Source organism: Pseudomonas azotoformans (genome assembly GCF_001579805.1).
Taxonomy (GTDB): Bacteria; Pseudomonadota; Gammaproteobacteria; order Pseudomonadales; family Pseudomonadaceae; genus Aquipseudomonas; species Aquipseudomonas azotoformans_A.
Window position 1 is genome coordinate 2826767 of the sequence record NZ_CP014546.1, and the last position, 22032, is coordinate 2848798.

The 22032-nt window shown below is 58.6% G+C and carries 21 protein-coding genes and 2 pseudogenes; 15 read left to right on the plus strand and 8 right to left on the minus strand.

The features are described 5' to 3' along the window. Positions 1–14: 14 nt before the first annotated feature. Together rnt and pyrC are read right to left on the minus strand one after the other, a co-directional pair. Complete coding sequence (gene rnt / locus AYR47_RS13050; RefSeq protein WP_010212742.1) at positions 15–686, minus strand: ribonuclease T; 672 nt, start codon at positions 684–686, stop codon at positions 15–17. Further along, positions 683–1729, minus strand: a complete 1047-nt coding sequence (gene pyrC / locus AYR47_RS13055) for a dihydroorotase (RefSeq protein WP_061435483.1) — start codon at positions 1727–1729, stop codon at positions 683–685. Before pyrC ends, rnt begins: the two co-directional genes overlap by 4 nt. A gap of 156 nt (positions 1730–1885) precedes the next feature. Between pyrC and AYR47_RS13060 the strand changes: the two genes are divergently transcribed. The 3 genes from AYR47_RS13060 to AYR47_RS13070 all read left to right on the plus strand — a co-directional run bounded on the left by AYR47_RS13060 (position 1886) and on the right by AYR47_RS13070 (position 5456). After that, positions 1886–2794 (plus strand): flagellar protein MotY, encoded by a 909-nt coding sequence (locus tag AYR47_RS13060; RefSeq protein ID WP_061435485.1) that lies wholly within the window; start codon positions 1886–1888, stop codon positions 2792–2794. Positions 2795–2923: 129 nt separating this feature from the next. Then, positions 2924–4141: an argininosuccinate synthase gene (locus AYR47_RS13065; RefSeq protein WP_010212738.1), complete on the plus strand. Its 1218-nt coding sequence runs from the start codon at positions 2924–2926 to the stop codon at positions 4139–4141. Positions 4142–4766: 625 nt separating this feature from the next. Next, positions 4767–5456 (plus strand): response regulator transcription factor, encoded by a 690-nt coding sequence (locus tag AYR47_RS13070; RefSeq protein ID WP_061435486.1) that lies wholly within the window; start codon positions 4767–4769, stop codon positions 5454–5456. A 28-nt stretch (positions 5457–5484) separates the two neighbouring features. Here the strand turns inward: AYR47_RS13070 and AYR47_RS13075 are convergent, their stop codons facing one another. The 4 genes from AYR47_RS13075 to metG all read right to left on the minus strand — a co-directional run bounded on the left by AYR47_RS13075 (position 5485) and on the right by metG (position 9750). After that, a complete protein-coding gene (locus AYR47_RS13075) occupies positions 5485–5667 on the minus strand; it encodes a PA3496 family putative envelope integrity protein (RefSeq protein WP_033899805.1) in 183 nt (60 codons plus the stop codon). Positions 5668–5774: 107 nt separating this feature from the next. Further along, positions 5775–6413, minus strand: coding sequence for an endonuclease III (gene nth / locus AYR47_RS13080; protein WP_033899807.1), 639 nt, complete (start codon positions 6411–6413; stop codon positions 5775–5777). Between the two features lie 58 nt (positions 6414–6471). Next, positions 6472–7428 (minus strand): electron transport complex subunit RsxB, encoded by a 957-nt coding sequence (rsxB, locus tag AYR47_RS13085; protein ID WP_033899808.1) that lies wholly within the window; start codon positions 7426–7428, stop codon positions 6472–6474. 270 nt (positions 7429–7698) lie between these two features. After that, positions 7699–9750, minus strand: a complete 2052-nt coding sequence (gene metG, locus AYR47_RS13090) for a methionine--tRNA ligase (protein ID WP_061435488.1) — start codon at positions 9748–9750, stop codon at positions 7699–7701. A gap of 171 nt (positions 9751–9921) precedes the next feature. Here metG and apbC point away from each other — a divergent pair, with 171 nt between their 5' ends. Continuing rightward, positions 9922–11016, plus strand: coding sequence for an iron-sulfur cluster carrier protein ApbC (gene apbC / locus AYR47_RS13095; RefSeq protein ID WP_061435490.1), 1095 nt, complete (start codon positions 9922–9924; stop codon positions 11014–11016). A 493-nt stretch (positions 11017–11509) separates the two neighbouring features. Here the strand turns inward: apbC and fdxA are convergent, their stop codons facing one another. Together fdxA and mutS are read right to left on the minus strand one after the other, a co-directional pair. After that, on the minus strand, positions 11510–11833 hold the full coding sequence (gene fdxA / locus AYR47_RS13100) for a ferredoxin FdxA (protein WP_033899812.1): 324 nt from the start codon (positions 11831–11833) through the stop codon (positions 11510–11512). 142 nt (positions 11834–11975) lie between these two features. Continuing rightward, on the minus strand, positions 11976–14567 hold the full coding sequence (gene mutS / locus AYR47_RS13105) for a DNA mismatch repair protein MutS (protein WP_061449423.1): 2592 nt from the start codon (positions 14565–14567) through the stop codon (positions 11976–11978). A 210-nt stretch (positions 14568–14777) separates the two neighbouring features. Between mutS and AYR47_RS13110 the strand changes: the two genes are divergently transcribed. The 11 genes and pseudogenes from AYR47_RS13110 to recX all read left to right on the plus strand — a co-directional run bounded on the left by AYR47_RS13110 (position 14778) and on the right by recX (position 21973). After that, entirely contained in the window at positions 14778–15512 is a 735-nt protein-coding gene (locus AYR47_RS13110) for a LexA family transcriptional regulator (protein WP_010212723.1), read from the plus strand. 595 nt (positions 15513–16107) lie between these two features. Continuing rightward, a complete protein-coding gene (locus tag AYR47_RS13115; protein WP_016977943.1) occupies positions 16108–16452 on the plus strand; it encodes a phage holin family protein in 345 nt (114 codons plus the stop codon). Positions 16453–16473: 21 nt separating this feature from the next. Beyond that, complete coding sequence (locus AYR47_RS13120; RefSeq protein WP_033899914.1) at positions 16474–16986, plus strand: hypothetical protein; 513 nt, start codon at positions 16474–16476, stop codon at positions 16984–16986. After that, entirely contained in the window at positions 16980–17165 is a 186-nt protein-coding gene (locus AYR47_RS32040; RefSeq protein ID WP_082461604.1) for a zinc finger domain-containing protein, read from the plus strand. The genes AYR47_RS13120 and AYR47_RS32040 overlap by 7 nt, the downstream gene beginning before the upstream one ends. Before the next feature lie 11 nt (positions 17166–17176). Further along, positions 17177–18139 (plus strand): hypothetical protein, encoded by a 963-nt coding sequence (locus AYR47_RS13125; RefSeq protein WP_033899916.1) that lies wholly within the window; start codon positions 17177–17179, stop codon positions 18137–18139. Between the two features lie 388 nt (positions 18140–18527). Beyond that, positions 18528–18713, plus strand: a pseudogene (locus tag AYR47_RS13130) (MFS transporter); the annotation flags it as partial. Between the two features lie 57 nt (positions 18714–18770). After that, on the plus strand, positions 18771–19328 hold the full coding sequence (locus AYR47_RS13135; RefSeq protein ID WP_033900004.1) for a glycoside hydrolase family 19 protein: 558 nt from the start codon (positions 18771–18773) through the stop codon (positions 19326–19328). Then, positions 19316–19778: pseudogene (locus AYR47_RS13140) on the plus strand (lysis system i-spanin subunit Rz). Before AYR47_RS13135 ends, AYR47_RS13140 begins: the two are co-directional and overlap by 13 nt. A gap of 81 nt (positions 19779–19859) precedes the next feature. Continuing rightward, on the plus strand, positions 19860–20360 hold the full coding sequence (locus AYR47_RS13145; protein WP_033899920.1) for a CinA family protein: 501 nt from the start codon (positions 19860–19862) through the stop codon (positions 20358–20360). 84 nt (positions 20361–20444) lie between these two features. Then, positions 20445–21503 carry a recombinase RecA gene (recA, locus tag AYR47_RS13150; RefSeq protein ID WP_010170065.1) on the plus strand — a complete coding sequence of 353 codons (1059 nt, stop codon included), beginning with the start codon at positions 20445–20447 and terminating at the stop codon, positions 21501–21503. Positions 21504–21505: 2 nt separating this feature from the next. Next, positions 21506–21973: a recombination regulator RecX gene (gene recX, locus AYR47_RS13155; RefSeq protein ID WP_033899922.1), complete on the plus strand. Its 468-nt coding sequence runs from the start codon at positions 21506–21508 to the stop codon at positions 21971–21973. Positions 21974–22032: the final 59 nt, after the last annotated feature.

Below are 22032 nucleotides of genomic sequence, written 5' to 3' on the forward strand. Positions count from 1 at the left end.
GCGGGATAATCACCTCAATCGTTGAAGTCTTCCCAGCCGCCCATGTCTTTCCAGCGGTTGACGATGCCGCAGAACAGCTCGGCAGTCTTCTCGGTGTCGTAGCGAGCCGAGTGAGCCTCACGGCCGTCAAAATCGATACCCGCGGCCTGGCAGGCTTTCGCCAACACGGTCTGGCCATACGCCAGGCCGGCGAGGGTGGCCGTGTCGAAGCTGGAGAACGGGTGGAACGGATTGCGCTTCATGTCCAACCGCGCCACGGCGGCGTTCAGGAAGCCCAGGTCGAAGCTGCTGTTGTGGCCGACCAGGATCGCGCGTTTGCAGCCATTGGCCTTCAACGCCTTGCGCACACCACGGAAGATATCGGTCAATGCCGCTTCTTCACTGACCGCCATGCGCAGTGGGTGATCGAGCTTGATGCCGGTGAATTCCAAAGCGGCGGCTTCGATATTCGCGCCTTCAAACGGCTCGACGCGGAAGAAGTGAGTGTGTTCCGGGAACACAAAACCCTGCTCATCCATGCCAATCGTTGTTGCGGCGATTTCCAGCAACGCGTCGGTGGCGCAATTGAAACCACCGGTTTCTACGTCGATGACAACCGGCAGATAGCCGCGGAACCGCTCGGCCATCGGGTGACGGGAGCCGCCGCCACTGTGCTCGTGTTCGTCATCGTAATGGTCTTCACTCACTTGCTTTCCTCCAGCAGGCGCCAGCGCAGTGTTTCACCGGCGCGCAGCGGGATAACAGTCAGCTCGCCAAACGGCAGGCTGGCAGGGGCGGTCCAGTCTTCACGGACCAGGGTGATGCGGTCGGTATTCGCCGGCAGGCCGTAGAAACGCGGGCCGTTGAGGCTGGCGAAACCTTCGAGCTTGTCCAGGGCGTTACGTTGTTCGAACGCTTCGGCATACAACTCGATCGCTGCATAGGCGGTGTAGCAACCGGCACAGCCGCACGCCGCTTCTTTGGCATGCTGGGCGTGAGGCGCCGAGTCGGTGCCGAGGAAGAACTTCGGATTACCGCTGGTCGCCGCATCCAGCAAGGCCACCTGGTGGGTGTTGCGCTTGAGGATCGGCAGGCAATAGAAGTGCGGCCGAATCCCGCCCACCAGCATGTGGTTGCGGTTGTACAGCAAGTGATGCGCGGTGATCGTCGCGCCAACGTTGGCCGAGGCCTCGCTGACGAACTGCACGGCATCGGCGGTGGTGATGTGCTCGAACACCACCTTGAGGGTCGGGAACAGCTCGACCACACGGCGCATATGCTCGTCGATGAAGATCTTCTCGCGGTCGAACACGTCCACGTCACCACGGGTGACTTCGCCGTGGATCAGCAGTGGCATGCCGACTTCGGCCATGGCTTCGATGGCCGGCAGGATCTTGTCGATACTGGTCACGCCGGAGTCGGAGTTGGTGGTCGCGCCGGCCGGGTACAGCTTGGCAGCGTGCACGAAACCGCTGGCCTTGGCCTCACGAATCTCTGCGGGCTGGGTGCGGTCGGTGAGGTAGAGCACCATCAACGGTTCGAAGCGGCTGCCGGCCGGTCGTGCAGCGAGGATACGCTGGCGATAGGCATCGGCTTGCTCGGCATTACGCACCGGAGGTACCAGGTTAGGCATGATGATGGCGCGGCCAAACGTGCGCGCGACATCGGCCACGGTGTGGGGTAACGCAGCACCATCGCGAAGATGAATATGCCAGTCGTCGGGACGCAGCAGGGTCAGGCGGTCGGACATTGGGGATTCCAGGCGGGTCAATCTGGTGGGAATGCTACCGGAAAAGACTCTCTCAGGCACTCGCTATCAAGTTTTGCAGGATGCAACCGATAGCCTTGGGTATGCCTTATCGATGTATGACGCTTTGAAGTGTTGTAGAAACCAGTGGAGCCTCCCGTGCGCCAGCAATATCTAGCCCTGCTCAGTGTGTTCGCCAGCCTGCCTGCGATGGCCCTCACGTTCCAGACGCGTCTGGAGAATATTGAGTGGAAGGTGGAAGGCGACCAATTCGAGTGCCGCCTGACCCAGCCGATCACCGATTTCGGTTCGGGTGAGTTCGTGCGCCGGGCCGGCGAGCAGGCAACGTTTCGTCTGAAGGCCTACAACGGCTCGCTGGGCGCCGGTTCTGCCACCTTGCTGGCCGCCGCTGCACCGTGGCAGCCGGGGCGAGGGGATATCAACCTCGGCGCCGTGCGTGCCGGCAGTGGCGATGTGTTGTTCAACAGCTCCCAGGCCCAGGCCGGGCGTCTGTTCAATGGCTTGCTGGAAGGGCGTAGCCCGACCGTGAGGCACTATGGGCGCGAAGGCGGCTATTCGGAGATCCGCCTGCTGCCGGTCAAGTTCAATAAGGCCTACAACGATTACCAGCTGTGCACCGCCAAGCTGTTGCCGATGAATTACGACCAGGTCAAACAGACCGAAGTCGGCTTTCCCGGTGGCGGAATCGAGCTGGACGCGGCCGCCAAGAAGAAACTCGACGTGATTCTGGCATTCATGAAAGCCGACCCGACCGTCAACCATATCGAATTGAATGGCCATTCGGACAACAGCGGTAATCGTCTGACCAATCGAGACGTTTCGCGCCGTCGCGGCCTGGCGGTCATGGACTACTTCAAGGCCAACGGGATCCCGGAATCGCAGATCACCCTGCGTTTCCACGGTGAAAGCTACCCACTGGCGCCCAACACCAATGCGGCCAACCGGGCGCGCAACCGCCGCGTGAATATCCAGCTTGAACGCGTCGCAGCCCCCGAGAACCCGGCACCTCAGGCCACCAGCCCTAGCAACCCCGCGCACACGTCCTGAGGTGCGACCATCGGTCGCCCGTTCGACATAATCTGTCGCTTTATCTTCATTTGCTGTCGCGCCCCTGTAAATTCGCGGTTTTGGTCGGTAGAATCGACGCCTTTCCGTACAACCCCGTGGAGTGATGGCATGGCCGACGTAAACAAGGTCGTTCTCGCGTATTCCGGCGGCCTGGACACTTCGGTGATCCTCAAGTGGCTGCAGGATACTTATAACTGTGAAGTGGTGACCTTCACCGCTGACCTGGGTCAGGGCGAAGAGGTCGAACCTGCACGTGCCAAGGCGCAAGCCATGGGCGTGAAAGAGATCTACATTGACGACCTGCGCGAAGAGTTCGTCCGCGATTTCGTTTTCCCGATGTTTCGCGCCAACACCGTCTACGAAGGCGAGTACCTGCTGGGTACCTCCATCGCACGTCCGCTGATCGCCAAGCGCCTGATCGAAATCGCCAACGAAACCGGCGCCGACGCCATTTCCCATGGCGCCACCGGCAAAGGCAACGACCAAGTGCGTTTCGAGCTGGGCGCCTACGCCCTCAAGCCAGGCGTGAAAGTGATTGCCCCTTGGCGTGAATGGGACTTGCTGTCCCGTGAAAAGCTGATGGATTACGCTGAAAAGCACGCAATCCCGATTGAGCGCCACGGCAAGAAAAAGTCCCCGTACTCGATGGACGCCAACTTGCTGCACATCTCCTATGAAGGCGGCGTGCTGGAAGACACCTGGACCGAGCACGAAGAAGACATGTGGAAGTGGACCGTCTCCCCGGAGAACGCGCCCGACAAGCCGCAATACCTGGAACTGACCTACCGCAACGGCGACATCGTCGCGCTGGACGGCGTCGAGATGACCCCGGCCACCGTGCTGGCGACCCTGAACCGTATCGGTGGCGAACACGGTATCGGCCGTCTCGACATCGTCGAGAACCGTTACGTGGGCATGAAGTCCCGTGGCTGCTACGAAACCCCTGGTGGCACCATCATGCTGCGCGCCCACCGCGCGATCGAATCGATCACCCTGGACCGCGAAGTGGCTCACCTCAAAGACGAGCTGATGCCCAAGTACGCCAGCCTGATCTACACCGGCTACTGGTGGAGCCCTGAGCGTCTGATGCTGCAGCAGATGATCGACGCTTCCCAGGTTCACGTTAATGGCGTTGTGCGCCTGAAGCTGTACAAGGGCAACGTGATCGTGACCGGTCGCAAGTCCGATGAGTCGCTGTTCGACGCCAACATCGCCACCTTCGAAGAAGACGGCGGTGCGTACAACCAGGCAGACGCGGCAGGCTTTATCAAGTTGAACGCATTGCGCATGCGCATTGCTGCCAACAAAGGTCGCTCGCTGTTCTAAGTCTCAGCCTGTTGTGAAGAATGGCCCCTTGTTCAAGGGGCCATTTTTTTTGTCCTGTGATTGTGTAGAGATGTTAGATGTTTATAACGATTAAACGACTGTGGATGTTTTTCCTCAAAATCTTTATCAGAAATGGGGTTTGAATGAATTGTTGTTGAAAGTTTGTAGGGGGAATGAATTTTTTACATCTATGTAGGAACTGGTCTTACAGATAATTCACTCATACAAGTGCGGAGAAGATACGAAGCGCCGAATAGTCTGTAGGAATTAAGGATGTAAGTGAATATGTTAAATGGAACTAAAGCAGACGGAACGTTCTGGCCGTTTTCCCCTGCAGCAGGTGAGAGGCAAGGGGCATTTCCTGAGAGTCATGTGCGGCACGTTTACCCAAACCCCTATAAGCCACGGATATTTCACTCAAAGTATGTAAGTCCCAGGAAAGGTCTGAAAGGATCCACAAAACCAGATCCCTCCGAGAGGGCGTTTTTTTGTAGGGCAATTCCTTTATCGCTGTGGGGTGGGTCTCTGCTTGCTGTTGCTTGGGGGGTAATGCTATGCCAACTAGGAAACGACTAGGCTATTGTGCTTGCTCTAAATAATTCGAACAGCGAAATTGGACTTTCTTATGAATAAAGTGCTGATCGTGGATGATCATCCCGTCATTCGTCTTGCTGTGCGTATGCTAATGGAACGTCATGGTTATGAGGTCGTTGCCGAGACTGATAACGGTGTCGATGCGTTGCAACTTGCACGGGAGCATATGCCGGACATTGTGATACTGGATATCGGGATTCCCAAACTTGATGGCCTGGAAGTTATTTGCCGGCTGTCTTCTACCAAGCAACCTGCGCCCTTCAAGGTGCTGGTGCTGACGTCCCAGGCCCCGGGTCATTTTTCCATGCGTTGCATGCAAGCGGGGGCTGCCGGCTACGTGTGCAAGCAACAGGACCTCACCGAGTTGCTCAGTGCTATCAAGGCGGTCTTGTCCGGCTACAGCTACTTCCCCAACCAGGCGCTCAACTCGGTACGCTCCACCATGGGCAATGCCAGTGAAGCCGATATGGTCGAGCGCCTGTCCGGGCGGGAAATGATGGTATTGCAGCAGTTGGCGCGGGGCAGGACCAACAAGGAGATTGCCGACGGCATGTTTCTCAGCAACAAGACCGTCAGCACCTACAAGACGCGTTTGCTGCTCAAGCTCAATGCGCGTTCGCTGGTGGACCTGATCGAACTGGCCCCAGCGCAACGGCTTGGTATAGAGGAGGGTAAAGCACAGCGTATTGCCCGGGTCACCGGCAGAAAAAAGCCTCCCTGAAGGAGGCTTCCGGCTGTCGCTCGCTCGATCAGAGATCGAAGTCGTAATCGGCCAGCTGTTTTTGCAAGCGTCGTTCTTCCAGTAGATTGTCGATAGTGCGGCGTTTGCTCAAATTGGTCTTGGCGACCTCTGCCACAGGTGTCTCCGCCCCCTCGTCGTCCGACTCAACGAGGTCGTCTTCCACTTCCAGTTGCTCTTTGCCAGTGCTCATAAGGTTCACTCCGGGCTAAGACTGCCGTTGGCGCTCCTTATAACGATAATCCATGATCGGGTAAAAAAGATTTTTTCAATCGACTGATCGAGAAAACCAATGATCCCTTAATCGTCGGACGTCTTGTCCTTGTATTCGCACAGGTCTTCGATGCGACAGCTGCCGCAGCGCGGCTTGCGGGCCTGGCAAACGTAGCGGCCATGAAGGATGAGCCAATGGTGCGAATCCAGCAAATACGGCTTGGGTACGAACTTCATCAGTTGCTTTTCCACCTCCACCACGTTTTTTCCACGGGCGATGCCGGTTCGGTTGCTGACCCGGAAGATGTGGGTGTCCACGGCCATGGTCAGTTGCCGGAACGCGGTGTTGAGTACCACGTTGGCGGTTTTGCGGCCAACGCCTGGCAAGGCCTCCAGGGCTTCGCGGGTCTGCGGCACTTCACTGCCGTGCAGTTCCACCAGCAGGCGGCAGGTTTCGATGACGTTCTTGGCCTTGCTGTTGTACAGGCCGATGGTCTTGATGTATTCCGACAACCCCTCCACACCCAGGCCATAGATCGCCTCTGGCGTATTCGCCACAGGGTACAGCTTGGCCGTGGCCTTGTTCACGCCGACGTCCGTGGATTGGGCCGACAGGATCACCGCAATCAGCAACTCGAACGGCGTGGTGTAGGCCAGTTCGGTCTTGGGTTCTGGATTGTCTTCGTGGAGCCTGCGGAAAATTTCCAGGCGTTTTGCGGCGTTCATGGGGTGGGTTTTTCCTGGCAGTCGATCGGCGGAATTGTAGCAATACAGGCTTTGCGGGTCAGGCGTTGCCGTGGGCATCCACTTGGCGTTGCGCCTCGTCGAGGTCATGCTGCGCTTCGGCCAGTTGCTGCGGGCTGGCGTTCAAGTCCTGGGCTTTCTTCAACGCTGCGCGGCGCATCGCTAGCTGGATTTTCGCGCGTTTCAGGTCGGCAGTATTACCGGTTGCTGCCATTGTCTTCGGCGCGGTGCCCAGCTCTAGCGTCGTCAGCGCTTGTTCTGCCGCTTCGAACTGCTGCTGCAAGACGATCAACTGCGATTGTTGTTCAAAGGTTGGCGGGTGACCGAAGGCCTTCAAGGACTTATGCAGTTGGGCGCGGCTCATGGCGACTGTGATTTTGGCTTTCTTGATCGCGCCATCCTGTGCTGCATCGGCTTGCACGGGTAAAACCGGCACTGAGCGTTTGGCCCGCGCCTGGCGTTCGGCGACTTTTTGCGCTTCCTCTCGTTGCAGCCGCGCGTTGCGTTGCTCATACCGCCGCCTTGCCCGGTCGCGCTTGAGGTGGCGTTCATGGCGTTGCTGATCATTTGTCGCCAGGCCACCGACGATTGGCAAGACCGTGGCTGTCGGGCGCATTTCAATGCAGTCAACGGGGCAGGGCGCGACGCAGAGGTCGCAACCGGTGCACTCATCGACGATGACCGTGTGCATCAGCTTGGCGGCGCCAACAATGGCGTCTACCGGGCAGGCCTGGATGCACTTGGTGCAACCGATGCACTCGGCTTCACGTATATAGGCGATCTGGGCCGGGGCATCCCCTCGGCTGGTATCCAGTTCCAACACCGGCACGCGCAGTAGTTGCGCAAGGCCGGCAATGGTTTCGTTGCCGCCAGGCGGGCACTTGTTGATCGCTTCGCCTTGAGCAATACCCTCGGCGTAAGGCTTGCAACCAGGGTGCCCGCATTTGCCGCATTGGGTCTGCGGCAGCAGCGCGTCGATACGTTGAATGAGGTTCATGGGGTGATCATGGGTAGGCCGGTTATGCAAACTTGGTTGGAGTGGTTGTGCTTTCTTGTGGTGAGCAGGCTTGTCAGTGGAGAGCGGGCTTTTGTGGTGAGCGGGCTTGCCCCGCGCTGGGCTGCGAAGCAGCCCCATCATTGCCACCGCGGTCTTTACAGATAGAACCGGGTGGCTGGTTTTAGGGCCGCTTCGCGCCCCAGCGCGGGGCAAGCCCGCTCACCACAGACAAGCCCGCTCACTACAACCACACCCCCAGACCGTGCAGGCTTACTTGATACGTTGGCCCGGCTTGGCGCCGCTGTCAGGGCTGAGCAGGTAGATCTCTTCCCCACCAGGGCCGGCCGCCATCACCATGCCTTCGGAAACGCCGAACTTCATTTTCCGAGGCTTGAGGTTGGCGATCATCATGGTCAGGCGACCATCAAGCTTGGACGGGTCCGGATAAGCGCTCTTGATCCCGGAGAACACGTTGCGTTGCTCGCCACCGAGGTCCAGGGTCAGACGCAGCAGCTTGTCGGCACCCTCCACGGCTTCGGCCTTGACGATCAGCGCGACACGCAGGTCCACGGCAGCAAAAGCATCAAAGTCGATTTCCGCAGAGATCGGGTCCTTGGCCAACTCACCATTGCCAGCAGGTGCGGTCGAACCGGTATCGGTCTGGCTGGCAACCAAGTCTTCTTTCGAAGCGTCGGTCATGGCCTGAACTTTCACCGGGTCGATACGGGTCATCAGCGGCTTGAACTCGTTCAACTGATGGTTGCTGAGCAGCGTGGTGTGATCGTTCCAGGTCAGCGGCGCCACGTTGAGGAACGCCTCGGCGTCGGCGGCCAGCAACGGCAGCACCGGCTTGAGGAAGATCACCAGTTGGCGGAACAGGTTGACGCCCGTGGCGCAGATCGCCTGGACTTCCGCCTGCTTGCCTTCCTGCTTGTTCAGCGACCACGGTGCCTTGTCGGCGATCCAGGCGTTGGCACGGTCGGCCAGGCCCATGATTTCGCGCATGGCGCGGGCAAAGTCGCGCGCTTCATAAGCATCGGCAATGCTTGGCGCGGCGGCCAGGAACGCGTCAGTCAGTTCCGACGCAGCGTTCTCGGCCACCAGCAGGCCCGCGTTGCCCTTGTGGATAAACCCGGCACAACGGCTGGCAATGTTGACGACCTTGCCGACCAGGTCCGAGTTGACCTTCTGTACAAAGTCTTCCAGGTTCAGGTCCAGGTCATCGACACCCCGGCCCAGCTTGGAGGCGTAGTAGTAGCGCAGGTATTCCGGCGACAAGTGGTCCAGGTAGGTGCGCGCCTTGATGAAGGTGCCACGGGACTTGGACATCTTCTGGCCATTGACCGTTAGGTAGCCGTGCACGGCAATCGCGGTCGGCTTGCGGTAGCCCGACCCCTCAAGCATGGCCGGCCAGAACAGCGCGTGGAAGTTGACGATGTCCTTGCCGATGAAGTGGTATAGCTCGGCGGTGGAATCCTTGTTCCAGAACGCGTCGAAGTCCAGCTCCGGCGTGCGGTCGCACAGGTTCTTGAAGCTGGCCATGTAGCCGATCGGCGCATCCAGCCACACGTAGAAATACTTGCCCGGCTCGCCTGGGATCTCGAACCCGAAGTACGGCGCATCGCGGGAGATGTCCCACTGCTGCAGGCCGCTGTCGAGCCATTCGGAGAGCTTGTTGGCCACGGCGTCCTGCAGGGTGCCGCTGCGGGTCCAGGTTTGCAGCATCTGCTGGAAATCCGGGAGCTTGAAGAAGAAATGCTGGGAATCCTTGAGCACCGGGGTAGCGCCAGAGATTGCCGACTTAGGGTTCTTCAGCTCGGTGGGCGCGTAGGTCGCACCGCATTTCTCGCAGTTGTCGCCGTATTGGTCTTCGGTGCCGCATTTCGGGCAGGTGCCCTTGATGAAGCGGTCGGCCAGGAACATTTTCTTTTCCGGGTCGAAATACTGGGTCACCGAACGCTGGTCGATATGCCCGGCTTCTTTCAAGCGCAGGTAGATCTGGCTCGACAGCTCGCGGTTTTCTTCGGAGTGGGTCGAGTGGAAGTTATCGAAGTCCACCAGGAACTCGGCAAAGTCGGCGCTATGTTCAGCCTGTACATTGGCGATCAGTTGTTCCGGGGTGATCCCTTCCTTTTCGGCGCGCAACATGATGGCCGAACCGTGGGCGTCGTCTGCGCAGACATAAATGCATTGATTGCCGCGATGCTTCTGGAAGCGCACCCACATATCGGTCTGGATGTACTCAAGCATATGGCCAAGATGGATGGAACCATTGGCATAGGGCAGGGCGCTGGTGACGAGGATCTTGCGTGGCTCGGACATGGGGCTCGGCTACTTGATGAAACGGAGGTCGGCCACTATAAAGCGCCGGGAAATATATTTCACCCCGTGGCGCTGTTTCAGAATCTTCCGAACCCGCGAAAGCATGCCGTAACGCCGCTGGAACGGTTAGGATAGCCGCCTGTTTCAGTCAGTCTTTTTCGGGAGTAGCCCATGAGCGCCGTCAATCGCGCAGCGGTGGAAGCCGTGCTTCGCCAGTACACCGACCCTTATTTGAACCAGGACCCGGTCAGTGCCGGCTGTGTGCGTGCCATCGACGTCCAGGGCGACCAGGTGTCGGTTCAATTGGAACTGGGTTACGCCGCCGGCCTGTTCAAGAGCGGTTTGGCGCAGATGCTGCAGATGGCCATTGAAGGCCTCAACGGCGTGCGTTCGGCCAAGGTCGACATCCAGTGTGTGATCGCCGCGCACAAGGCCCAGGCGCAGATCCCGGGCCTGGCCAACGTCAAGAACGTGGTGGCCGTGGCCTCGGGCAAGGGCGGCGTGGGCAAATCCACCACGGCGGCCAACCTGGCCCTGGCCCTGGCGCGCGAAGGTGCGCGCGTGGGCATCCTCGACGCGGATATCTATGGACCGAGCCAAGGCGTGATGTTCGGCATCGCCGAGGGCACACGGCCGAAGGTCAAGGACCAGAAGTGGTTCGTGCCAATTGAGTCCTTGGGCGTGGAAGTGATGTCCATGGCCTTCCTGACCGATGACAACACGCCGATGGTCTGGCGCGGGCCAATGGTCTCCGGCGCCTTGCTGCAACTGGTCACCCAGACCGCCTGGGGCGACTTGGACTACCTGGTGATCGACATGCCACCAGGCACCGGTGATATCCAACTGACCCTGGCACAGAAAGTCCCGGTGGCCGGTTCTGTGATCGTCACCACGCCCCAGGACCTGGCGCTGCTCGACGCGAGAAAAGGCGTGGAGATGTTCCGCAAGGTCAATATCCCGGTATTGGGCGTGGTGGAGAACATGGCAGTGCACATCTGCTCCAACTGCGGCCACGCCGAGCACCTGTTCGGCGAAGGCGGTGGCGAGAAGCTGGCCACCCAATATGGGGTGGAACTGCTGGCCTCATTGCCACTGTCGATGGTCATTCGTGAACAGGCTGACGGCGGCAAGCCGACGGTCGCGGCGGACCCTGATGGCCAGATCGCCATGGTTTACCAGGAACTGGCTCGCCATATGGGCGCGCGTATTGTGCTGCAGGAAGCCGCTGCGCCAGCGATGCCGACCATCACCGTCAGCGACGACTGAGGGCTTTGAAGGGAAAAAGCCTCGACAGTGTCGGGGCTTTTTCATGTCTGGGCAGTGGTCAAGGCGGGTTTATTTCTCATTTACGCAATTGGTCGTGTAAGCATTCGCTTACTTTTTCGTAAGCGTTTGGGTTTTTTACCCGCCAAGTCCGTCCCGGTTAGGTGAAAGAGTTTTCTATCTTGTTGAAAAATAACAATTAATTATTGTCTGTTGAGCGTCGAAGCCTGTCAGCCACAGAAATGGATCCCGTTGAACTTCCCTTGGAACTCTCTAACATCAGCCCTGTGTCCACGGATTGACACAGCCATCAAGGAACGATGGTTAAGGGAATATCGCAGGATGCGATTCATCAGGATGATGAAAAGGAATACAGGGACTAGGGAAAAAATGTGGGCGGGTCATACCGCCCCTTTTTTTTGCCTGTAGGAAAGTGATACCCACCTTCCAGAAACGCAAAAAGGCCCGCAAGGGGCCTTTTTTGGACGCGACGCTATCAGCGTTCGAGGTCAGCAATTTTACCCGTCTTGCCATCCCATTCCGCAGCATCCGGCATCGGGTCTTTGCGCTCAGTGATATTCGGCCAGATTTCAGCCAGCTCGACGTTCAGCTGAATGAACTGCTCCATACCTGCCGGGACTTCATCCTCGGAGAAAATAGCGACGGCCGGGCATTCAGGTTCACACAGGGCGCAATCAATGCACTCGTCCGGGTGGATGACCAGGAAGTTCGGGCCTTCGTAGAAGCAGTCCACCGGACATACTTCCACGCAGTCGGTGTACTTGCACTTGATGCAGTTGTCGGTGACGACGAAGGTCATTTCTAATTTTCTCCTCAGGCGGCGGCAGCGAAACCCTTTGTGGCAGGGCTCGCGAGGTTCGGGAGCGATAGTCTGCAGGCCAGGCTAATAGCCTGCAGCATCCCAAACCGCGCGAGAGTCTACCAGCTTGCAAGCGTCAGCGTTATATCCGAGTCTTCAGTGCATATAACATTTCGAGCGCTTTTCGCGGCGTCAAGTCATCCAGGTCAAGCTTTGCCAACTCATCCAGCACCGGGTGGGGCAGGCTGGCGAACATATCACTCTGATGCGGTGCGGCCGGTTTGCTGGAGGCTTTGGCTGGGCTGGCGACCACGGTTTCATGGGGCAGGGCCGTGGTTTCAAGGCGGCTGAGGTGTTCGCGGGCGCGGGTGATCACGTCATTCGGCACACCGGCCAGTTGGGCCACGGCCAGACCGTAACTCTGGCTGGCCGGCCCCGGCAGCACGTGGTGCAGGAACACAATGCGCTCGTTGTGCTCAGTGGCGTTCAGATGCACGTTGGCCACCAGCGGTTCACTTTCCGGTAGCACGGTAAGTTCGAAATAGTGGGTGGCAAACAACGTATAGGCACGCAGATGCGCCAGGCGCTCGGCCGCCGCCCAGGCCAGGGACAGCCCGTCGAAAGTGCTGGTGCCGCGACCCACTTCGTCCATCAGCACCAGGCTGCGTTCAGTGGCGTTGTGCAAGATGTTGGCGGTCTCGCTCATTTCTACCATAAAGGTCGAACGGCCACCGGCCAGGTCGTCGCTGGAGCCGATCCGGGTGAAAATGCGATCCACCAGGGACAGCTCGCAACTGGCCGCCGGCACAAAGCTGCCGATGTGCGCCAACAGCACAATCAAAGCGGTCTGACGCATGTAGGTGGATTTACCGCCCATGTTCGGACCGGTGATCACCAGCATGCGGGTATCGTCGTCCAGCGACAGGTCATTGGCGACGAACGGCGTGGTCAATACCTGCTCTACAACCGGGTGGCGACCTTGCACGATGCGCATGCACGGCTCGCTGACAAAACGCGGGCAGTTCAGGTCAAGGTTCAGCGCGCGCTCGGCCAGGTTGCTCAGCACATCCAGCTCAGCCAAGGCGGCGGCGGTGTCCTGCAGCGGTGCCAACTGGCTGATCAGGTCTTCCAGCAGGTTTTCATAGAGCATCTTTTCCCGAGCCAGGGCACGGCTCTTGGCCGACAGTGCCTTGTCTTCGAATTCTTTCAGCTCTGGGGTGATAAACCGTTCGGCGCCTTTCAGTGTCTGGCGACGTTGGTAGTCGATGGGGGCCGACTCGGCCTGCTTGCTCGGCAACTCAATGAAGTAGCCGTGCACACGGTTGTAGCCGACTTTCAGGTTGGCCAGGCCGGTACGGGCTTTTTCGCGGGCTTCCAAGTCAATCAGGAACTGCCCGGCGTCTTCGCTCAGAGCTTGAAGTTCGTCCAACTCGCTGTCGTAACCGGTCTTCAGAACGCCGCCGTCACGGATGATTGCGGGCGGGTTGTCGATGATGGCTTTTTCCAGCAACGCCGCCAGTTCCGGGTAAGTACCGGCGGTGACTGCGAGCTGTTGCAGGTGCGGTGTGTCCAGTTCGGTCATCGCCGCTTGCAATTGTGGCAAGGCACCGAGGGCGTCACGCAGGCGCGCCAAGTCACGCGGACGCGCATTACGCAGGCCGATCCGCGCCAGGATGCGCTCGATATCACCGATTTCCTTGAGCTGTGGCTGCAGCTTTTCAAAGCGATAGCCGTCCAGCAGGCAAGTAATAGAAGTCTGACGCGCCTGCAGCACGCTCAAGTCGCGCAACGGGCGGTTCAGCCAACGGGTCAGCAAACGGCTGCCCATGGCGGTCTGGCAACGGTCGACCACCGATTGCAGGGTATTATCACGTCCACCGGCCAGGTTGGTGTCCAACTCCAGGTTGCGACGGCTCGCGCCATCGAGTACTACGGTGTCGTCCAGACGCTCATGGCGCAGGCTGCGCAAATGCGGCAAGGCGGTGCGCTGGGTTTCCTTGGCATAGCCCAGCAAGCAACCGGCGGCACCGATGGCCAGGGTCAGGGTCTCGCAACCGAAGCCTTTAAGGTCCTGCACTGAAAACTGTTGGCACAGACTTTTCAGCGCCGAGTCACGCTCAAAATCCCACGGCGCACGACGCTTGGCCCCACGGCGTTTTTCCGCCGGCAAATCCTTCGGCCAATCGTCCGGGATCAACAGCTCAACCGGGTTGATACGCTCCAGCTCGGCCAGCAGGTTCTCCCAGCCTTTGATCTCCAGCACGCTGAAGTTGCCGCTGGTGATATCCAGCACCGACAGGCCAAACAGACGCTCATCGCCCAACACTGCCGCGATCAGGTTATCGCGACGCTCATCCAGCAGCGCCTCATCACTCACCGTCCCCGGCGTAATAATGCGCACCACCTGACGTTCCACCGGCCCTTTGCTGGTGGCCGGGTCGCCGATCTGCTCACAGATCACCACCGACTCGCCCAGCTTCACCAGCTTGACCAGGTAACCTTCCAACGAGTGGTAAGGAATCCCACACATCGGAATCGACTGCCCCGCCGACTGCCCACGCGCCGTCAGGGTAATGTCCAGCAGCTTGGCGGCCTTCTTCGCGTCTTCATAGAAGATCTCGTAGAAGTCGCCCATGCGGTAGAACATCAACTGATCAGGGTGCTGGTTCTTGAGGCGCCAGTACTGCTGCATCATTGGGGTGTGGGAGGACAGGTCTGAAGTGGTTTTACTCATTGGGTCGTAGGCAAATTCGTTGAAAGGAGTGGGGCAAAGGTGGGGCATTCCGCCCTGCGATTTTGCGATGGGCGCAAGGTTAACACGCGAGGTCTGCCGTTCGCAGTCCACATCACCCCACTTGAAATAGCCCAGGAAATGCATCGAGTTTGCATAAATAATGCAAATTAGCATTTGCCAACCCCAAAATCTCCCGTCACTATCCCCGTTATGCAAAAACGCAACGTTTCTATCGTCTTACGCGAACTGCTGGACCGCGACCGGATCTCCCCCACGGAGCTTCACCGGCGTACCGGCGTGCCTCAATCCACGCTGTCTCGGATCCTCAGCGGCAAGATCGTTGATCCGTCGGACAAGCACATTTCCCGCATCGCCGAGTACTTCCGTGTGAGCACCGATCAACTGCGCGGGCGCGCAGCGGTGGGCGTTTCGCGGGAGGACGGGCGCGACCCGATGCATTCGGAACTCAAGGACATAAGCCTGTGGGACGATGACACGCCCGTCAATGACGACGAGGTGTCGATCCCCTTTCTGCGCGAGGTTGAATTGGCTGCTGGATCAGGAAGATTCGTCATCGAGGAAAGCGAGAAGGCCAGTCTGCGGTTCGGCAAGCGCAGCCTGCGACATAACGGTGTGCAGTTCGACCAGGCCAAGTGCGTGACGGTACGCGGCAACAGCATGTTGCCGGTGCTGCGCGATGGCGCGACAGTCGGGGTGAATGCGGGCAAGAGTGGCATTGGCGACATCGTCGATGGTGACTTGTATGCCATCAACCACAACGGCCAATTGCGGGTGAAACAGCTCTACCGCCTGCCTTCCGGGATTCGCCTACGCAGTTTCAATCGCGATGAACACCCGGATGAAGACTACAGCTTCCAGGATATCCAGGATGAGCAGATCAGCATCTTGGGTCATGTGTTCTGGTGGGGTATGTACGCTCGTTAACCTCCTTCTGTAAGACAAAGCCCGCCAACGAGCGGGTTTTTTTCGCCTGTGAAAAATCACCAAACCCGCTGCCCATAAGGTTGAGAATGCATTCATGCATTTGCTATCTGAAAATAAATGCATTTGTGCATTGACTGTATATGCATACATGCATATTCTCCATCTCAAGCCAGCCAACCAGGCCTGGTGGAGGCGGCAAGGATGCTGCCAGTCAATACAAGGAAGTCACGCAGCACCGGCAAGGACGCCATCCGAGCGATGGCAAGGACGCCAGCAACACCGGCAAGGATGCCGACGCTCTTTAGTTTCACCGCTTAACAAACAGGCAGCGATGAACCGGCCTTAACGGTTCAGAGGGTTGGCAACTGACCCGGGTGTGCAGCGTAAAGCACCAGAAGCAGTTATCCGGCAGACAGGGATCGTGGTCGGAAAAACATCGAGGAAAGATCCGTACCGCGCCAGTAGCGCCGAAAGATCGACTGAGGACCGTATTACTGAAAAGCCCGGGCAACCGGGCTTTTTGGAATGCCTACCTACCCATGGATTTACCCAAGAGCCGGCCCCGTGCCGGTAGTGCTCAGCCAGGAGGCGTGACATGACAAACGAGCAGCAAGCGTTAGCGGAAATGCCTATCTGGCTGGTGATCGTACTGGCGCTGATTGGCGGTGTATCCGGCGAAATGTGGCGCGCCGACAAGGAGGGCGCCCGTGGTTGGTCACTGATCCGGCGCCTGGCGCTGCGGTCCGGGGCATGCATGGTCTGCGGAGTCTCGGCATTGATGCTGTGCTACGCCGCCGGCATGTCGATCTGGACCGCTGGCGCCATTGGCTGCCTGACGGCCATGGCCGGTGCGGACGTGGCCATCGGCCTTTATGAACGCTGGGCGGCCAAGCGCATCGGGGTCAACGAGACCCCAACCTCTCGCCCGGATCAGCAGTAACCGCTGCAAGGATGCAAGCAGATGACACTTCTCGAAAAACCTTCCCAACTGCCTGTGGCGATTGGCGACGCGCTGAAGCGCGCGTTCCCACAACTACGGGTCGTGATCAGCGTGGAGCGCAATGGCCCGGGCGTTCGCTCCCTTGCCGGGCGCAAGGCGCATGCCTTGTCGGTTTCACTCAGGGCTACGGTCGTCAGTGGCTCGGCGCCCTTTGACGCCTGCGACCTGGCCAGCCGACTGATGGATTTGGCCCTGGATAACCGCTGGGGCCTGCCGCCCGATCAATGTGACCTGCCCACCGCGATTGTCGCGGCACCTTCCGTGCTCACCAGCGCGGAAACGGACTATGACACTTGGATTGTATCCTTCACCCAGAACTTTTACCTCGGACTGTCTCTGCTCAAAGATCCCGCAGGCATGCCGCCGTCTACGGACCTGTATGTAGGTGGGTGTGAGAGGGCGGCGAATGTAACGCCGCTTCCTAATCAATCACACGGAAAAGGTGGTTCAGTAAAAGGAATTTGCAGATGTTGAAAGAATTCAGATGCGGTAACTGCAACCGACTTCTCGCCCGCACGGGTGGGTTTTCAGAGCTCCAGATCAAATGTTCCCGATGTGGGACGCTGAATCATGTGAAGGCCGCGAGCCTTGAGCAATCGCCCATGAGCGCCATACGCCCAATCCAGAGGCCTGAACTTAAATCAGCTCAGTAACGGAGTTTAAAATGGAAAACGCAAACTCGGCGTCTCAAACCTTGCAAGATCTTTGGACTCAAGTACAACCGGTGGATAACACCGGCATGCTTAGGCGCGTGGTTTTTGCGCAAGGCAAGTTTTATGCGGTTGGTGGTAACGGTCTTAACACAACCACTCAGGTCGTCAGCGGAGGCGTAACTGGTACAGCGTGGACCAAGCTTAAGGGCGCCGTCACCTCTGATAGCGGAAAGGTCCTCAACGAGCTGTACTGGAACGGTATTGGGGTATCGCTTCAAGCCCTTTCTCAATCCGGCAATCTGATCTTCGGCGACGCAGCACGCCCTGAAAGGGTTTGGACAGACCTTACGGCAACTGTTCGCGCGTCCGGAGACTTGCAAGGCATTGTGTTTTATCAACCAATTTCCGGTAACAGCTACACCTGGATACTGGTTGGGTCTAACGGTAAAGTCTTTTCCCGTTATAGCGATTGGTCAGGCCTGGTGGAGCGCACTACGACCTTCACTTCTAGCGAGACTGTGTACTGCGTCAACGTCATTGGCAGTTTTGTGTTGGTTGCGGGATCGAATGGGAAGCTGCTTAGCGCAGTGAAGATGGCGACGGAAAATCCGCAAACATTCACGCCCAGAACCAGCACCTTTGGCACTAGCACTATCCTTTCCATGAAGCTTTGCAACGGGAAAATGTTTATCGTTGGTGCGGATGGCAAGATGGCATATTCATCCGATGGGCTTAGCTGGACTGCTGTTGAAGATACCAGTTTCGGTGGAACCATCATCCGCGACATTGCTTACGGTAATGGCAAGTATGTAGCTGTCGGCGACGGCGGCAAGACAGCCGTTTCCGAGGATGGGATCGGTTGGGTTCAGCAAGCCAACACTTTCGCAGGAACCGATATCCGGAGCGTCGCCTACGGCAACGGCAATTTTACAGCTGTTGGTGCAGGCGGCAAGATTGCTTACTGGACTCCATGATCTTCTACCTCCCTGCGTAATAGAGCCCAGCCGTCGCGCTGGGCTTTTTCATTTCTGATTCAGGCTCGCCACAGCCAGGGTGGCCCTTCGGGGGATGCCTGGACGCTGATAAGCCGGTAGTGCAGCGCTACGGAAAAAAACCGGCAGCCCGTGCGCTCTGTTCACACCTGACTTCCAGAGTGGCGCGAGACTGAATTGGCGAGATCGATGCATTGGGGCGTCGACGCTGGGCTGGTCTTTGGCTGACTGCGGGAAAGACCGCGCACCTATTCAGGGCCTCGACATGATCGGGGCCTTTTCGTTTTCGGCTCCACCACACCCATTGCTCCGAGCTGGGAGTGCTGCTGGGGCCGTTCCAATTCAAGTCATGCCCCACGGAGTCGAGCGCATGGAGTATTTACAGCGCCTGCTCGACAAGATCGACAGGTTCGAATTGTTGATTGCGGGCCTCGTTGGGGCGGTGATCGCCAGTTGGTGGCACAAGGACGACCTGGCGAATTGGCGTACCTGGGTGATCTTCTTAATCACTGGGGGCGCGAGTTCGTTGCACCTGGCTGGAATGGTCAGTGCCTATCGCAGTTCTAACACGGACGTTGGTTTGTCTACCTAGGGGGCTTTCAAGGTGACTGTGGTGGTGATAACGCAGCCTCAATTGATTCAAATCATTCCAGGCGCTAGCCGTATGGCGGGAGTTTTTTCAACCGCGTTGAATGCGTCTTTTGTTCGGTACGAAATCAACAGCGTGCTGCGCGCCGCCGCTTTTCTCGCGCAGATCGGCCACGAATCCGGCGAACTGCACTACGTGCGCGAACTCGGCAGCGATACTTATTTGAGCAAGTACGACACCGGTACGTTGGCCGCGCGCCTGGGCAATACGCCTGAAGCGGACGGCGACGGCCAAAAGTACCGGGGCAGGGGGCTGATCCAGATCACCGGTCGCCGCAACTACCTGGCATGCAGCCAAGCGCTGTTCGGCGATGATCGCTTGCTGCAACAACCCGAATTACTGGAGCAACCACAATGGGCCTGTGAATCCGCCGCCTGGTTCTGGCAAAGCAATGGCTTGAATGAACTCGCCGACAAGGACCAGTTCACCACCATCACGCGGCGTATCAACGGCGGGCTCAATGGCCTGGAGGACCGTTTGCAGTTGTGGGCGCGGGCGAAGGCGGTGTTATGCGTTTCTTAGTTGCGATTGGCGTATGCGTGCTGGTGGTCGTTGTCTGGCAGGTGCAGGCGTGGCGGTACGGGGCACAGATTGAACGCTTGTCGGCCGCACAGACCCAGAAAGCCCTGCATCTACAGCAGGCCCGAGCAAGACAGACGGCTGGCCCTTGAGCAACAGCTCAGTGCCATCGACCAACAACATGCCCGGGAGTTGAGCGATGCCCAACGTACTCAAGCAGCTTTGCGTGACCGCATTGCCACTGCTGATGTGCGGCTGTCAGTCCTTCTCGACGCCTCCAGTGGCTGCCCAATGCCAGCCGCCACCGCCGCCGGCAGCGTGGTTCATGCAGCCCCGCGAGCCCGACTTGACCCAGCGCATGCTCAGCGAGTTATCCGCATCACCGACGACGGCGACAGCGCCCTGATTGCCTTGCGTGCCTGCCAGGCGTATGTGCGAGCCGTCGCCCGTTAGTGTCTTGAGACAGTCCGTCACTTGCGCGTGCGATTGGCTCCTGTAGGGTAGGCGAACCCCCGCCCACGACTGGAGACGACCGTGAAGGAAATCACTCAACTGGCTGCTGAACTGGGGCGCCGTTTGCAGGTGCTCAATGCCCACGTCACCACTGCCGAGTCCTGCACCGGCGGCGGAATCGCGGAAGCCATCACGCGGATTCCGGGAAGCTCGGCCTGGTTCGAGGCGGGGTATGTCACCTATTCCAACCGCCAGAAGACCCGCCAGTTGAATGTGCCGGAAACGTTGTTTCCAAAAGTCGGTGCCGTCAGCCAGGAAGTGGTGGAGGCGATGGTGCGCGGTGCACAGGAAAAAAGCCTGGCGCGTTTTGCCGTTGCGGTCAGCGGTGTGGCGGGACCGGATGGCGGTTCGCCGGACAAACCAGTGGGCACGGTATGGCTGGCTTTCGGCGTCGGCGAGGAGGTCACGGCCGAGCTTGAGCACTTCACCGGCAACCGCGACGAGGTCCGCCGACAAACGGTAAAGGCCGCGCTAGAGGGCTTGTTGCGACGAGCTGCAGCAGAAATAGAAAATCAGGGGTAGGCGATCTCCGATCTTTGTGGAACAATACTGTCTACTTATACAGGTGTTGGCCGCCCCGGCCTTATTGATTACGTGAGGACTTTAATGGACGACAACAAGAAGAAAGCCTTGGCTGCGGCCCTGGGTCAGATCGAACGTCAATTCGGCAAGGGTGCCGTAATGCGTATGGGCGATCATGACCGTCAGGCGATCCCGGCTATTTCCACGGGCTCTCTGGGTCTGGACATCGCGCTCGGCATTGGCGGCCTGCCAAAAGGCCGTATCGTTGAAATCTACGGTCCTGAATCTTCCGGTAAAACTACCCTGACGTTGTCGGTAATTGCCCAGGCGCAGAAAATGGGCGCCACCTGTGCGTTCGTCGACGCCGAGCACGCCCTGGACCCTGAATACGCCGGCAAACTGGGCGTCAACGTTGACGACCTGCTGGTTTCCCAGCCGGACACCGGTGAGCAAGCCCTGGAAATCACCGACATGCTGGTGCGCTCCAACGCCATCGACGTGATCGTGGTCGACTCAGTGGCCGCCCTGGTGCCCAAGGCTGAAATCGAAGGCGAAATGGGTGACATGCACGTGGGCCTGCAAGCCCGTCTGATGTCCCAGGCGCTGCGTAAAATCACCGGTAACATCAAGAACGCCAACTGCCTGGTGATCTTCATCAACCAGATCCGTATGAAGATCGGCGTGATGTTCGGCAGCCCGGAAACCACCACCGGTGGTAACGCGCTGAAGTTCTACGCTTCGGTCCGTCTGGACATCCGCCGTACCGGCGCGGTGAAAGAAGGTGACGAGGTTGTCGGTAGCGAAACCCGCGTTAAAGTCGTGAAGAACAAGGTGGCCCCGCCTTTCCGTCAGGCCGAGTTCCAGATTCTCTACGGCAAGGGTATCTACCTGAACGGCGAGATGATCGACCTGGGCGTGCTGCACGGTTTCGTCGAGAAATCCGGTGCCTGGTATGCCTACAACGGCAGCAAGATCGGTCAAGGCAAGGCCAACTCGGCCAAGTTCCTGGCAGATAACCCGGACATCGCCGCCACGCTTGAAAAGCAGATTCGCGACAAGCTGCTGACCGCCGCTCCAGACGTGAAAGCTGCCGCCAACCGCGAGCCGGTTGAAGAAGTGGAAGAAGTAGACACTGACATCTAACGATGACAGTTGTACTGGATACACTCGTCGCCGTTCGGCGCACTGCGATGGACCTGCTCGCTCGCCGCGAGCATGGTCGAGTCGAGCTGACGCGTAAACTGCGTCAGCGCGGCGCAGAGCCCGAGATGATCGAAAGCGCCCTCGACCGCTTGACGGAAGAGGGGCTGCTTTCCGAAGCCCGATACCTCGAAAGTTTTGTTTCCTATCGCGCTCGCTCGGGCTATGGCCCGGCGCGTATTCGTGAAGAGCTGAGCCAGCGTGGCCTGCAACGCGCTGATATCGACCTTGCCCTGCGTGAGTGCGGGATCAGTTGGCAGGCGCAGTTGGAAGACACCTGGCGGCGCAAGTTCTCTGGCCATCTGCCGATTGATGCCAAGGAACGGGCGAAGCAGGGACGATTCCTCAGCTATCGCGGGTTTTCGATGGAAATGATCAGCCGCTTGTTGAGCGGTCGTGACATGGATGATTGATCTTCTGAACAAACAAAAAGACCCACTATGAAAATAGTGGGTCTTTTTTTTTGCCTCAA